This window comes from Hyphococcus luteus, assembly GCF_002943565.1.
GTDB lineage: Bacteria > Pseudomonadota > Alphaproteobacteria > Caulobacterales > Parvularculaceae > Hyphococcus > Hyphococcus luteus.
Genome location: NZ_PJCH01000001.1, coordinates 335,331 through 348,358 on the forward strand (window position 1 = coordinate 335,331; position 13,028 = coordinate 348,358).

Genomic DNA, 13,028 nt, shown 5'->3' on the forward strand with positions numbered 1-13,028 from the left:
CCCGCGTGAGACTATCGGCGGTTTCTTGCAACCGCAAATCATTCGAAAATCAATTAATTGCACATACGGGAAGTTTGGTTGTTCCGCCTCGGCGCCGCACCGCAAAGCCGGGGAACAGTGAAACAGTCAAAGGAGTGACTTATGCGAACGGCGTCTCGGCGGCGGCGCTGAAAACGCCGCCGCCGTGCGGGGGTCAGTTAATCTCCGGGAAGCACTGAAGCCCGATTTCTTTCATTTCGTCCGAAGCGTCGCTCTCCCAATCGGAGACATTGTTGACATAGTCTTCCGCCTGTTCATCGGTCATGGCGTCGACAAAACAGGCGCACTGGCCTTCAGGATCGGGAGACCCAAGCGGCTCCACCACGGAAACGCATTTGTCCATGGCCTCGCCGGCGAAGGCGCTTGTCGAAAACAAAAGCGCGCCGGCCACGATTGCGATTTTTCTCTTCATTGGATTTCCTCCCTGTTGGATTTTGTCAGGCCTTTTGACGCCGCCGCCAAAGATGGCGAACGCCGGGTTTAAACGATGTGGCGGCAATGAAAACGCAACAGAAATTCGATATTCGAATTTAATTTCGAATGTCGCAATCGTATGCCGCAGGACTGCGGCTGTCAAACGACGCCTGCGCGAAACGGGTTGTTTTACAGATTATCTGTACAGGAATTAATGTCAGCCAAGCGAATCGAGAAACGCTTCCAAAACGGCGTTATACTGACCGGGATTGCACAGATTGCACAGATGCCCGGCCTTTTCGATCGTCGCACGCCGCGCATTCGGCGCGCCCTCGGCGATGGCGTCGGCGACTAACCGGCGCGAGACCGTTTCCTGATCGCCCGTGACCACGAGCATCGGCGCGCCGATGCGGGTGAGCGCGTCCGGTCCGACGGCGAGATACGATGCAGGCGCCAGCAAGTCGCGGCCGTCATAGTCTTGCAGAATTTCATCGACAATCTCGCCCGCTTTTGCATTCGTCACATGCATGAGCGGATGCGCGCGCCACGCCTTACGCAATTCGGCCAGTTTGCCGGCCCGAGCGAGGTCGCGGTAAGCGTCGACAGGAATCGCCTCCGCTTCGTTCATCGCAGGCCTGAAGCCGTCGATCTGCGCCCCCTGCAACACAAGCGCCTTCACGCACTCCGGGCATCGAAGCGCAAAATCGAGCGCGACGCGGCCGGCCTGGGACATGCCGACGAGGATGCAAGCCTCGATCGAAAGCGCATCGAGAATGGCGGCGATGTCGCCGGCTTCCCTTTCGAGGCCCGCCGGCGCCGTGGAGCGGCCAAAACCGCGCCGGTCAAACGCAATCACCGGGTAGCGCGCAGACAGGGCCTCCATCTGCGGCGCCCACATGCGCCGGTCCAGCGTCCAGCCATGCAAAAACAGGACGGGCGGGCGGGCATGATCATAACCGCTCTCCCGCAGCTCGGCCTGCAGCGCGCCGCCGTCAACGGGAATTTCAAAAATTTGCGTCGGCGCGCCGGGCATCGGCTTCACGCAAGCATAAGAGAGGAAAGACGCATGCGCGTTTACTAGCGATAATCGTTGTTGTTTGTGTGATCGCCTTCAAGCCAGCGTTTCAGTTCCGAATGCGCCCTTGCCCGCCATTCGTCGGCGCGGGACACGGCGTCCGGAAGGTCGAGAACGAATTCCACAATCATGCCGTTCGGATCGACGACATAGACCGAGCGGCAATAGCCGTGTTCCAGCACATAGGTGTCCGGCTCTTTATAGCCGGCTGCGGCGATGCGCTCTTCCATGGCTTGTTGCGTTTCCGCATCCACATCCAGCGCAATATGATGAAACGGAGAAGCCGGCATTTCAGGCCCGAATTCTTTTTGGTCTTCGGGATCGGCGAACTGGAAAAAAGCCAATGCGCTGCCGTCGGCGATGCCGAAAAAACAGTGGATATAGGTGCGTTCTTTCCCAAAAAGGATGTCCTTTTCACACCAGGTCGCGACGAGCGGAAATCCGAGAACATCTTCATAGAATTTCCGCGTCGCTTCCATATCGCTGGTGACATAAGCGGTGTGATGCAGCCGGTTCGGCAGGGATGCTTTCGCCATTCTTTCGCGTCTCCTCTAATGCGATAATCGCCTGAATGCGCCGGCGCGCCTTACGAAGCCAGACGCGCCGCGATCTTGGCCACATGCCGGCCCTGAAATTTCGCGCCTTCAAGCTCATTGTCGCTCGGCATGCGCGAGCCGTCGGCGCCGGTGATCGTCGAGGCGCCGTAAGGCGTGCCGCCGCTCAGCTCGCTCATGATCGAAGCGCCTTCCCATTCATAGGGCAAGCCCACAATGACCATGCCATGATGAAGAAGCGTCGTGTGGAACGACGTGATCGTCGTTTCCTGGCCGCCATGCTGGCTGGCGGTCGACGTGAAGACGCTGCCGACCTTGCCCACAAGCGCGCGCGACATCCACAACGGCCCCGTCTGGTCGAGGAAATTGCGCATCTGCGCGGCCATGTTTCCGAAGCGCGTCGGCGTGCCGAAGATAATGGCGTCGTAGTTTTCGAGTTCAGCCGGGTCGGCGACAGGCGCCTCCTGGTCGAGCTTCAGGCCGGATTTGACGGCGACCTCCTCCGGCACGATTTCAGGCGTGCGCTTGACGTCGACCGTGACGCCGGAGACGGAGGACGCGCCCTCCGCCACGGCTTTCGCCAGCACCTCAACATGACCGTAACTCGAATAATAAAGCACCAGAACCTTGGTCACCAATGTCTCCTTTGTTCGGCTGCGCGGGACACAGCCTCGTTAGAAACGCACGGTCAGGTCAACACCCCACCGCATGGGCTGCGCCTTGAACAGGAACCCGCCGGGAGAATATTCCGTATTATATTCCTCGTCGAACAGGTTTTTCGACCAGAACATCAAGGACCATGTATCGTTCATGATTCCGGCGCGAAGATTGACGAGATCGACCGGATCGCGCGCCACTGGCGTGGCGTCCAGCGCAAGCTCGGGCGCGCTGAAGGGGATCGTGAAGATCGTGTCGCCCAGGCGGTTGTAATCGACGCGCACCAGCCCTTCGATGTCGCCCCAGAGCGGCGTCCGGTACTCGGCGCCGATATTGAGCGTATATTCCGAGACCAGCGGCGCCTGGGCGCCGATGGCGACAGGGTCCGGGAATTCAGTGATTTCGCTGTCGGTGTAGCCGAAACCGGCGTTGAAAGCGAAGTTGTCCGTCACTTGCGCGTTCAGCTCGACATCGAAGCCCTTATACTCGACCTCATCGATATTGCCGAGATTTTGCGTCGAGTTGGCGGCGATGAAGACGAAAAAGTAAGTGCCCTCGGCTTTGGTGAAATAGCCGCTCGCATTGAGATTGACCCGGCCGTCCATGAAGGCGGATTTAAAACCCGCTTCATAAGTGTTCGCCGTTTCCTGGTCGAAGAGATCGCCGACATTGAAAAAGCCGCTTGCATCCGCCAGCCCGCCGACGCCCGTCTGGTTGAAACCGCCGCTGCGGAAGCCGCGGCTGTAGCTGGCGAACAAATTCAGGTTGTCCGTCGCCGCATAGCTGAGGATCGCCTGCGGCTGCCAGTCGTCCCATGAGTTTTCGCGCACCAGGCCGGAGCTGCATTCGGGGCCCGGCGTGCAGGGCAGGAACGCCGTCGGCGTGAGCGTCGTGTTCTCGCGCTTGTCATGGTCGTAACGCAGATTGAGGGACAGCTCGAGATCGTCCGTGATGTCGTAAGACGTATTGAGATAAACCGCCCATGCGAACTGGTCCTGGGAATCCGCCAGGAAGGTCAGCTGCGGATGAGCCGGATCGGTGCTCGGTTCGCGGTAAACCGGGATCACGCCCATGCCGGTGTCGATCTGGTTGCCTGTCGAGATGTATCGGTCGGTCGCATAAATCTGTCCGCCGACGATATAACGAAAACGGTTTTCCGAGGGCGACGTGAACCGCAGCTCCTGCGTGAACGTGTCAACGTCCAGAAACTGGGTCTGGCTGTAATTGAACCCGACCCGGTTGATCGGAAACGGACCGAAGGGATCGAACGGATAGCCGTCGCCGGTCAGCAATTCTTCAACGCTGTTGTAGCCGGTGATCGAGGTAAACGCGCCATAGTCGGTCTCATAAGTCAGCTTGAGCGCGGCGTCGTAAATGTCGCGCTCATTCTTGCCTGAGTTGTTAAGATCGATCGGGCGGTCCGTGTAATTGGGGTTGTTGAAATTCGGATTGGAGAAATCCGGGATCACATAGTAAAGCGCGCGGGTATCGAGAAGGTCGGCCGACAGCCGCAGATCGGCGGTGAAATTATCCGTCGGCTCATAAAGGAACGAAAGCCGCGCGTTTAAATCCTCTACCGGATCGACGTTCTTTTTAGCGCTCGCGTCGGTCGTGTTGACATTGGTGAGATGGCCTTCGGTGTCGAAATAGGAAATCGCGCCGCGCATGGACAAATCATCGCCGAGCGGAACGGTCACCGCGCCCTGAAGTTTGTAGCCCGGGCCCGATTCATAACCGCCGGTGAACTTCCCCTCGAATTCATCGCCCGGTTTTTTCGTCGTGATGACAATCGCGCCGCCAATGGCGTTGCGCCCGTAAAGCGCGCCCTGCGGGCCCTTCAGGACTTCGATCTGCTCGATGTCGATCAGCGCCTGATTGAACTGGGCAGGCTGCGTCATCGGCACGCCGTCGACGACGATCGCCGCGGACGGTTCGCTGTTGCGCGCCTGTGAGATGCCGCGAATGACGAGAAAGCTCGTGCCGGCGTTTTGCGTTTCGACGAAGGTGACGTTCGGCACCTGTTCGATAAAATCCGCAGGCCGCTCAATGCCGCGATTCTGGATCGCCTGTTCGTTCAGCACAGTCACCTGCGCCGGCACATCCTGAATGGATTCGTCGCGCCGCCGCGCCGTAACGACGATCCGGTCGCCCGACGCCGCCGCGCCATCGCCGGTCTCGTCCGCTCCCGCCTGCGCCATCGCCAGTGAAGGCGTTAAAAAAGCCGCTATAGCCGTCGCCGACAGCAACGCGCGCGCATGTCTTGATGCAATGCCCATCCCTATTTCCTCCCTAAAGCATCGTTCTTCGCCGGGCGGTTTTCCGCCTCTTCAGGCCAACGATTCTTGCCGCTTCATCGTAAATCTTCGTAGATCGAAGTCAAGTTCGATATTCGAAATTTGAAAACTGGCGCAATGGCGGAATGCGGGCTTCCCGTCCGCCGCCGCCTGATTGAGCCGCCGATTAGTCGTCGCTGCTAAGAGAGTGGGAAATATAAGGATGTCTGGCGAGCGCCGTCTGGATCTCCGAGGCCGCGCGCCGGAGCACCGGCACATGGGCGCTGATCAATTCGTCGACCGACACCCGAGTCGTTGAAGTGGAGCAGTTAACGGCGGCCACGATCCGCCGCTCGCGGTCGAAGACCGGCGTGGAGACGGAGACGATGCCGTAATCGAGCTCGTCGAGGGCGGAAGCGAAGCCGTCCTCGCGCACCTGTGACAGGACTGCGCGCAATTCGTCAGGCGAGGTGATGGTGCGCTCAGTGTACCGGGTCAGCGGCGCCGTTTCGAAATACGCCTCAAGGGCCTCGTCGCTCTGGAAAGCCAACAGCACTTTGCCGAGCGACGTCGCATGCGCCGGGAATCTTGTTCCCACATTGGCGCTGAGGCGGATGGGGCGCAGGGTCGACACATGCGCCACGTAAAGAACGTCGCGCCCGGAAAGGACGGCCATGGACGAGCTGTCGCCGGTTTCGTCGCGCACGGCCTGCAGGAACGGCAATGCGACGGTTTCGAGATTCATGGAGGAAATATAGGACCAGCCGAAGGCCAGCACTTCCGGACGCAACAGGAAGCGGCGGCCGTGTTTGGCCACATAGCCGAGCTTGACGAGCGTGTTGAGGCAGCGGCGCGCGACGGCGGGGCTCAGATTGGTGACGGCGGCGACTTCGCTCAGCTGCATCTCCGGCCGGCTCTGGTCGAACGCCCGCAACACCGAAAGCCCGCGTTCCAGCGTCGAGAGATATTCCGGCTCCTTGTCGGAGTTTTTGGCCCTGGCCATGTGCGGCGCCTCAAAGATCAAGCGCCGTGACTTATCGTGCTCCGGCGGCGAAATCCAGCCTGAGAGGCATCGGTTCCGCAGCTCTCGGGGCGCCGGCGCATCCTCTTTCCTGACTGCGCCGCAAGCTTTGAGTGCAAGACTGTATGCCCCGGATCGGCTATTCCGCCGCGCCTTTGGTTTTTGCGCGGCCTAGAATTTCACCATTATGCTCGCCGAGGGTCGGCGGCGCTTTCACCTCGCTCGGGCGCGCGCCGTCGAAGCTGAGGGGCGAGCGAACGGTGCGGAATTCGCCCATTTCCGGATGCGTATCTTTCAGCTCCAGCCCGAGATGGCGGGCCTGCGCGCTTTCAAGAACTTCCGGCGGATTGCGCAGGGGCGAATGCGGCACCTCCCCTTCCGCCAGACGCGCGCACCATTCATCAAGCGAGCGCGTCTTGAAGATCGGCGCCAGAAAATCGTTCACCCCTTCATAATTCTCGATGCGCGCATTGCGGTCGGCGAATTCGGGACGGTCGAGCATATCCGGCTGGTCCACGGCCTTCGCCAGATTCTCCCAGAATTTCGGCGGCGAGGACATGTGAAGCGCAAGCCAGCGCCCGTCGCCGCACTCGAAGACATAGGACTGCGAAACATGGGGGCGGCTATAAGGCCCCATGATCTCACCGGCGGAAAGATAATGCGTAAAGTCGTCGAGATTGAAATGGCACATCGCCTCGAACATCGAGGTTTCCACAAGGCGGCCCTTGCCGGTGCGCGCGCGCTCATTGAGCGCGGCGAGCGTTCCGAACGCGGCGTAAAAGCCGGTGACCGCATCGGCGATCGCCGGGCCGACGACGCGCGGATGCTCCGGATTGACGAGCAGCCTTAAAAAACCGCTGGCGGCCTGGGCGACGCTGTCGAAAGCGGGACGCTCCTTGTCCGGACCATCGGGGCCGAAGCCCGAGATCGAGCAATAAACGAGCTGCGGATTGATCTCTTTCAGGCGCTCATAATCGACATTGAGACGCCCTGCGACGCCGGGACGGAAATTCTGGATGAAGACGTCCGCCTCGGCGACGAGCCGGTCCAGCGCCGCCAGATCCTCGGCGTCCTTGGTGTTCAGCGTAATGCTGCGCTTGTTGCGGTTGTAGGTCTGGAAATGCGGGCTGTAGAGCTCGCCCTTGAACGCCCGGAACGGATCGCCGGAGCCCGGCTGCTCGATCTTGATCACATCGGCGCCGAGATCGGCGAGCAACATGCCCGCCGCCGGGCCGGTGATGAAGGTGCCCATCTCGAGCACGGTGATGTCGCTGAGCACTTTCGCCATAAAGCAGCTCCTAAAACGTTGGAGGCGGCGCTTCGCCCCAGCTTTCCCGCAACGGGTCTTCGCAACAGGGCTTTGCGCCTATTATCAAGGCCTGACCTTCAAAATGCGGCGCTATCCTTGACATCGCTATAGAAAATTCGAATAACGAAGACAAGTTCGGAATGCGAAAATTTTGCGTTGATTGGCCCAATCACGCGTGGCAGGCCGGCGCAAATATGCGATTTCACCTGAGGGGCGGCCCCGCCCGGCTCGGATGAAAGGATCAAGACTTATGCGCATCGGAAAACAGGATAAGCCCTACAGCGCGATTTGCACTTCGACGGCGGAAAACATTAGCGTCCGCGGACGCGACCTCTGCGAAGACATTATCGGCAAGCTCGATTTCACGAGTTATTTCTGGCTCCTCGTTACCGGCGATGAGCCAACCGCCACGCAGAAAAAATTCGCCGACGCCGTCCTCGCCGCGATCGCCGAGCATGGCCTCGTGCCGAGCGTCGTCGCGTCGCGCATGACTTACGCCGCTGCGCCGGAAGCCTTTCAAGGCGCCGTCGCCGCCGGCCTTCTCGGCTGCGGCTCGGTCGTGCTCGGCAGCGCTGAAATCGCCGGCCGCTTTCTCGCCGATATTGTCGCCGACGGCGACGATGTCGACGCCGCCGCCGAACGCGCGGTCAAACGCCTGCGCGAAACGAAAACGCCGGTGCCGGGCTTCGGCCACCCGCAGCATTCGGGCGGCGACCCGCGCGCCCATCGCCTGCTCGGCATGGCGCGCGATGACAACGCCGCCGGCGCGCATATCCGCGCGCTCGAAGCCGTCGAGAAAGTGATCCCCAATGTCATCGGCCGCACGCTGCCGATCAATGTCAACGGCGCCATTCCGGCGGTGATGCTGGATGTCGGCTTTCCGCTCGGCGCGCTCAAAGGCATTTCACTGCTCGCGCGCACGGCGAGCCTGATCGGCCATCTTCAGGAAGAAACGGAACGGCCCATCGGCTTTATCCTGTCGGGCAAAGCCGCCGAATCCATCACCTATGACGGGCCGGACATGAAATAAAAAATTAAGGGAGACGCCCATGATTTTACTGCCAACCTCGCTTGTCGGATCCTACCCGCAGCCGGACTGGCTGATCGACAGAGAAAAACTGGCCGGGCGCTTTCCCCCACGCGTGCGCGTCAATGAATTATGGCGCGTCGCGCCGGAATGGCTCGAACAGGCGCAGGACGATGCGACGATCCTCGCCATTCGCGACCAGGAGCGCGCCGGCCTCGATATCATCACCGACGGCGAAATGCGCCGGGAAAGCTATTCCAACCGCTTCGCCACCGCGCTTGACGGCGTGGATCTCGACAATCACGGCGAAGCCCTCGACCGCAGCGGACATCCCAATCCGGTGCCGCGCATCGTCGGCAAGATCAAGCGCCGCCATTCCGTTCAGGTGCGCGACGTGAAATTCCTGCGCGCCAATACCGACAAGGCGATCAAAATCACCGTGCCCGGTCCGTTCACCATGTCGCAGCAGGCGCAGAACGACTTTTATGAGTCGGAAGCTGAAATGGCGCTCGACTACGCCGCCGCCGTCAATGAAGAGATCAAGGATATGTTCGACGCCGGCGCCGATTATGTGCAAATCGACGAGCCTTACATGCAGGCGCGCCCTGAAAAAGCCCGCGAATACGGCGTCGATGCGCTGAACGCCGCGCTAGACGGCGCGAAAGGCAAGACCGCCGTTCATATCTGCTTCGGCTACGCCGCGATCATTCACGAAAGGCCGGAAGGGTATTCCTTTCTGCCGGAGCTTTCCGATTGCTGCGTTCAACAAGTCTCCGTCGAGACGGCGCAGTCCAATCTCGACACCTCCGTGCTCGAAAACTTGCGCGGCAAAACAGTCATTCTCGGCGTCATCGATCTTTCAACCAATGACGTCGAAACGCCGGAAACGGTCGCGGAGAGAATTCGCCGCGCCCTCCCCCATGTGGACGCCGACAAGATCATCGTCGCGCCCGATTGCGGCATGAAATACCTGCCGCGCGACGTGGCGTTCGGAAAAATGAAAGCGATGGCCGAAGGCGCCGCGCTTGTGAGAGCCGAACTGTAAGCGAGAGTCCCGAAACATCCGTGTTGGGATCAAGCCCATGGGACGCTCTCGGATTTTTGTAGTGCTGGTCCCACAGCTTCGCCGGTAAGCTGCTGCAAAAACAAAGGAAACGCTCATGCAGCCAGTCACGGAAAACGCTCAGACGTTGCTGGAAAGCATCTATGCTTTCTGCCGGCAACACTCCATGGCCGAGTCGACGTTCGGCCGGCGCGCCGTCAATGACGGAAAATTCGTGTCGCGCTTGAAAGACGGCTCGCGCTTGCGGCCGGAAACCTGGGACCGCGTCGTCAAGTTCATCTCAAGTCATGGCGGCGCGGCGCCGTCCGCGCCCGATCCCGGCCTTCTTCACATCCTGCCAAGCGAGAGCCTCGCCGCCGCCGCAAGCGACACATCCTCTGAGAAAAATTTCAGGTTCTTCGACAATCGTCAGAAATATCTGATGTTCGTGAACACCTGCAGCGAAAAGGACATTGTCGCCGAGCGGGCCGGCATGGAGCTCTCCCACATTCATCCCGCGCCGCCGGCGATCCGGCTCTTCGACGGCGGCATCGGCGACGGCACCGTGCTCGCAAAACTCCTGCGTGAAATGCACGGGCGTTTCCCGACCATGCCTTTTTATGTGTCCGGCAAAGAGATCAGCCTCGAAGACATTCGTTTAACGCTCGGCAAAATGGCCGACCGTTTGTTCGAACATCCGGCGACCGTGCTCGTTTTCACGAACATGTTCTATTCCGAGGCGCCCTGGCTGACGCCGAAGAAGCAGGAAGCCAAAGACGCCCTGGTCTGGAAGGAAGTCGCCCTGAAAGGCGGCACGGCCCATGATTTCGACCGCCAGATTTCCGAACTCGACAGTTTCCTCACCGAAAACTGGCAGGCGCGCCACAGCCCCAAGACCGGCAACCCGATTTACGACCATCCGGCCGTCCTTGTCATCTATCGCGAGGATTACAAGTTCCTTTTAAACGACGTCATCCCGAAACAGGGCGAAGCGAAAGCCGACTACGATCTCGTTCTCGCCTCGCAGCCCTATCGGTTGCGCGTGCCCGCCGCCTTCAAGGCGAAAAACGTCATCGCGCCCCTCGCCCGGGCCCTGCGCCCGAGCGGAAGGCTGCTCGGCATTCATTCCTACGGCCGCGATCCCGGCATGGAGATCATCAACAGGATCTGGCCGGACGACAATCCGTTCGAAACGAGCCGTCACGACATTCTGCGCGCGCTGAAAGACGCGCTCGGCGACGAGGCGGAGGAGTTCGATTTCAATGCGTTCTCCGACGACCGCTCGATCTTTCAATACAAGATGCACACCCTGCCGACGGAAGTCGATTCGAGCATCGGCACCTCAACCCTGTTCGCGGCGTGGAACGACGCCGTCTATGTCGCGCAGATCGAAGACGACCGGCTTGAAGACGGACCGGAAGGCGCGGACTATCTTCAGGCGACGCGAGAAGTTTTGAAAAAACATGGCGGCCTGTGGTTCAATGACGAATCCTATGTCGTCTCGAGAACGCGCGGCGCGTAAGCGCGAAGAGTTTTATAAGGCGAGGAGAATATCATGGCTTCAGCGGGACGATTTCTGACAACTCATGTGGGCAGCCTGCCGCGCCCGGAAAAGCTGATCGAAATCATGTTCGCGCGCGAAGACGGCCTGCCCCTCGATCCGGACGCGGTCGAAAAGGAAATCGAAGCCGCCGTCCGCGATATTGTCGCCAAACAGGCCGAAGCCGGCATCGACGTCGTCAATGACGGCGAAATGTCGAAGCCGAGCTATGCGACCTATATCAAGGACCGCCTCGCGGGCTTCGGCGGCGCCGGCAATTCCTATGTCTTTCAGGACATCGAGGATTTTCCTTCGCTGAAAAAACGCATTTTCGACGATCCAGGCCGCAAGCACCGCAAGACCCCGGCCTGCAACGGGCCGATCAGCGTCAAGGACATGGAAGCGCCGGCGAAAGACGCGGCGCGCCTCAACGCCGCCGTCGCCGAGCATGAGGGCGTAAAGCCGTTCATGAGCGCCGCCTCCCCCGGCGTGACGACCCTCTTCTTCGGCAATGAATATTACGACAGCCACGAGGATTATCTCTTCGCCGTCGCCGAGGGGCTGCGCCACGAATACGAGACCATCGCGGCGGAGGGCATTACGCTGCAGATCGACTGCCCCGACCTCGCCATGGGCCGGCACACGCAATACGCCCATCTCGATCTCAACGGCTTTCGCGACCGCATGGCGCTGCATATCGAAGCGCTCAACAAGGCCGTCGCCAACATCCCCGCCGAGCAACTGCGCATGCATATGTGCTGGGGCAATTATCCGGGCCCGCATCATTGCGACGTTCCCTTCAAGGACATCATCGACCTCGTCTGGCAGGCAAAGCCGCACGCCATTCTCTTCGAAGCCGCGAACCCGCGCCACGCCCATGAATATGAGCTTTTCGAAAATGTGAAACTGCCCGAAGGCAAGGTGCTGATCCCCGGCGTCATCGAATGCCAGTCGAACTATATCGAGCACCCCGATCTCGTCGCGCAGCGCATTGCGCGTTACGCCAATCTCGTCGGGCGCGAGAATGTCATGGCCGGCGTCGATTGCGGTTTTTCCATTCACGCCGGCTCCGGCGGCGTCGACCCCAGCGTCGCCTTCGCCAAGCTCGCCGCGCTCGCCGAAGGCGCGAAAATCGCCTCGAAACAGTTCTGGCCGTAAGAAGCCCCAGGCCGCCTTACATCAGTCTTGTTCGGCGGCGCCCGCCTCCTCCCGCTCCTTCATCACATTATAGCTGCCCACAATGTCGAGGAGCTGCTGCGTGATGGCGCTCTGGCGTTCGTGACGGATATCGGCCGTGAGCGTGGCGAGATAATCGTCGATATGGCGTTCGGCGCGCTGCATCGCCGCCAGGCGGGACGCATGTTCGCTGGCGAGCGACTCGATCAGGCCCCGCGCCAGAGAAAGAAACATATGTTCGCGAATGAGACGGGAGAAAAGGTCGTCCGCGTCAACGGTGAAGGCCGGCAGGCTGTGTGACGGCCAGGGCTTTTGCTTCAACTTTTCGAGATAGTCTTGCGTCACCGGCAGGATGACGTCTTCCTGCGTCGCCGCCAGCTTTTCTTCCGTGCGCTGGTTATAGAAAACCGTAACGCTCCCGAGCCCAGCTTTTTCCCGATTGTCGTCGAGCCACAACAAGATGCTTTCCACGCTCTCGCCCACCGCTTCGACGGCGCCGGGCAGCGGCATCGTATAGCCGGACGGCGTCCCATAAGAGTCAAGCCGCGCCTCGGCTCGGGCGCCGATAGTGAGGACAAGCGTTTCCTCTTCGCGCTCCTCGGCTTCCGCCAGCTTCGCCGCCGCCGCCTCGACGACGGTTTCATTAAAGCGCCCGCAAAGACCGCGGTCCGATCCGATGACGATATAGGCGGCGCGTCCGCGAACCGGCTCGGCGCGCGGCGTCAGTTTGGCTTGCCGCAACACCGCCTGAAGGCCGGCGTCCACAACGCCGCGATAATGAAGCAGCGCGGCCGCGCCCTCGTCATAATGCTTGATCGCCACGGCCGAGAGCGATTTCATGACGCCGACAATCGACTGCAGGTCGCGCCCGGTCTTTTCCCGGCGCACCAGTTGCTCCATT

At 60.4% G+C, this 13,028-nt stretch carries 12 protein-coding genes; 4 read left to right on the forward strand and 8 right to left on the reverse strand.

Going from position 1 to position 13,028, the window contains the following annotated elements:
* Positions 1-193: 193 nt before the first annotated feature.
* The 7 genes from CW354_RS22850 to CW354_RS01455 all read right to left on the reverse strand — a co-directional run bounded on the left by CW354_RS22850 (position 194) and on the right by CW354_RS01455 (position 7,321).
* A complete protein-coding gene (locus CW354_RS22850) occupies positions 194-451 on the reverse strand; it encodes a hypothetical protein (protein WP_133162111.1) in 258 nt (85 codons plus the stop codon).
* Between the two features lie 219 nt (positions 452-670).
* Positions 671-1,486 carry an alpha/beta fold hydrolase gene (locus CW354_RS01430; RefSeq protein ID WP_104828262.1) on the reverse strand — a complete coding sequence of 272 codons (816 nt, stop codon included), beginning with the start codon at positions 1,484-1,486 and terminating at the stop codon, positions 671-673.
* A 44-nt stretch (positions 1,487-1,530) separates the two neighbouring features.
* Positions 1,531-2,064 (reverse strand): VOC family protein, encoded by a 534-nt coding sequence (locus tag CW354_RS01435; RefSeq protein ID WP_104828263.1) that lies wholly within the window; start codon positions 2,062-2,064, stop codon positions 1,531-1,533.
* A 50-nt stretch (positions 2,065-2,114) separates the two neighbouring features.
* Positions 2,115-2,717 carry an NAD(P)H:quinone oxidoreductase gene (gene wrbA, locus CW354_RS01440; protein WP_104828476.1) on the reverse strand — a complete coding sequence of 201 codons (603 nt, stop codon included), beginning with the start codon at positions 2,715-2,717 and terminating at the stop codon, positions 2,115-2,117.
* Between the two features lie 39 nt (positions 2,718-2,756).
* Entirely contained in the window at positions 2,757-5,015 is a 2,259-nt protein-coding gene (locus tag CW354_RS01445; protein WP_104828264.1) for a TonB-dependent receptor, read from the reverse strand.
* Positions 5,016-5,199: 184 nt separating this feature from the next.
* Positions 5,200-6,015 (reverse strand): IclR family transcriptional regulator domain-containing protein, encoded by an 816-nt coding sequence (locus CW354_RS01450; protein WP_104828477.1) that lies wholly within the window; start codon positions 6,013-6,015, stop codon positions 5,200-5,202.
* A 157-nt stretch (positions 6,016-6,172) separates the two neighbouring features.
* Positions 6,173-7,321, reverse strand: coding sequence for a CaiB/BaiF CoA transferase family protein (locus CW354_RS01455; RefSeq protein WP_104828265.1), 1,149 nt, complete (start codon positions 7,319-7,321; stop codon positions 6,173-6,175).
* Between the two features lie 271 nt (positions 7,322-7,592).
* On the opposite strand from CW354_RS01455, the gene CW354_RS01460 reads away from it, so the two are divergent.
* The 4 genes from CW354_RS01460 (at position 7,593) to CW354_RS01475 (ending at position 12,109) form a co-directional block, all read left to right on the forward strand.
* Positions 7,593-8,372, forward strand: coding sequence for a citryl-CoA lyase (locus CW354_RS01460; protein WP_104828266.1), 780 nt, complete (start codon positions 7,593-7,595; stop codon positions 8,370-8,372).
* Positions 8,373-8,391: 19 nt separating this feature from the next.
* Positions 8,392-9,414, forward strand: a complete 1,023-nt coding sequence (locus CW354_RS01465; RefSeq protein ID WP_104828267.1) for a uroporphyrinogen decarboxylase family protein — start codon at positions 8,392-8,394, stop codon at positions 9,412-9,414.
* Positions 9,415-9,529: 115 nt separating this feature from the next.
* The gene (locus CW354_RS01470) at positions 9,530-10,933 is read left to right on the forward strand and encodes a hypothetical protein (RefSeq protein ID WP_104828268.1); all 1,404 of its coding nucleotides are present in this window, start codon (positions 9,530-9,532) and stop codon (positions 10,931-10,933) included.
* A 33-nt stretch (positions 10,934-10,966) separates the two neighbouring features.
* The gene (locus CW354_RS01475; RefSeq protein WP_104828269.1) at positions 10,967-12,109 is read left to right on the forward strand and encodes a cobalamin-independent methionine synthase II family protein; all 1,143 of its coding nucleotides are present in this window, start codon (positions 10,967-10,969) and stop codon (positions 12,107-12,109) included.
* A 21-nt stretch (positions 12,110-12,130) separates the two neighbouring features.
* Here the strand turns inward: CW354_RS01475 and CW354_RS01480 are convergent, their stop codons facing one another.
* The gene (locus CW354_RS01480; protein ID WP_104828270.1) at positions 12,131-13,027 is read right to left on the reverse strand and encodes a F0F1 ATP synthase subunit gamma; all 897 of its coding nucleotides are present in this window, start codon (positions 13,025-13,027) and stop codon (positions 12,131-12,133) included.
* Between the last annotated feature and the right edge of the window lies 1 nt (position 13,028).

Bases quoted from the DNA above. Each gene is read 5' to 3' on its own strand.
- CW354_RS01455 (WP_104828265.1), bottom strand. From the start codon at position 7,321: ATGGCGAAAGTGCTCAGCGACATCACCGTGCTCGAGATGGGCACCTTC.
- CW354_RS01460 (WP_104828266.1), top strand. From the start codon at position 7,593: ATGCGCATCGGAAAACAGGATAAGCCCTACAGCGCGATTTGCACTTCG.
- CW354_RS01470 (WP_104828268.1), top strand. From the start codon at position 9,530: ATGCAGCCAGTCACGGAAAACGCTCAGACGTTGCTGGAAAGCATCTAT.
- CW354_RS01465 (WP_104828267.1), top strand. From the start codon at position 8,392: ATGATTTTACTGCCAACCTCGCTTGTCGGATCCTACCCGCAGCCGGAC.
- CW354_RS22850 (WP_133162111.1), bottom strand. From the start codon at position 451: ATGAAGAGAAAAATCGCAATCGTGGCCGGCGCGCTTTTGTTTTCGACA.
- CW354_RS01475 (WP_104828269.1), top strand. From the start codon at position 10,967: ATGGCTTCAGCGGGACGATTTCTGACAACTCATGTGGGCAGCCTGCCG.
- CW354_RS01480 (WP_104828270.1), bottom strand. From the start codon at position 13,027: ATGGAGCAACTGGTGCGCCGGGAAAAGACCGGGCGCGACCTGCAGTCG.
- CW354_RS01435 (WP_104828263.1), bottom strand. From the start codon at position 2,064: ATGGCGAAAGCATCCCTGCCGAACCGGCTGCATCACACCGCTTATGTC.
- CW354_RS01450 (WP_104828477.1), bottom strand. From the start codon at position 6,015: ATGGCCAGGGCCAAAAACTCCGACAAGGAGCCGGAATATCTCTCGACG.
- CW354_RS01445 (WP_104828264.1), bottom strand. From the start codon at position 5,015: ATGGGCATTGCATCAAGACATGCGCGCGCGTTGCTGTCGGCGACGGCT.
- CW354_RS01430 (WP_104828262.1), bottom strand. From the start codon at position 1,486: ATGCCCGGCGCGCCGACGCAAATTTTTGAAATTCCCGTTGACGGCGGC.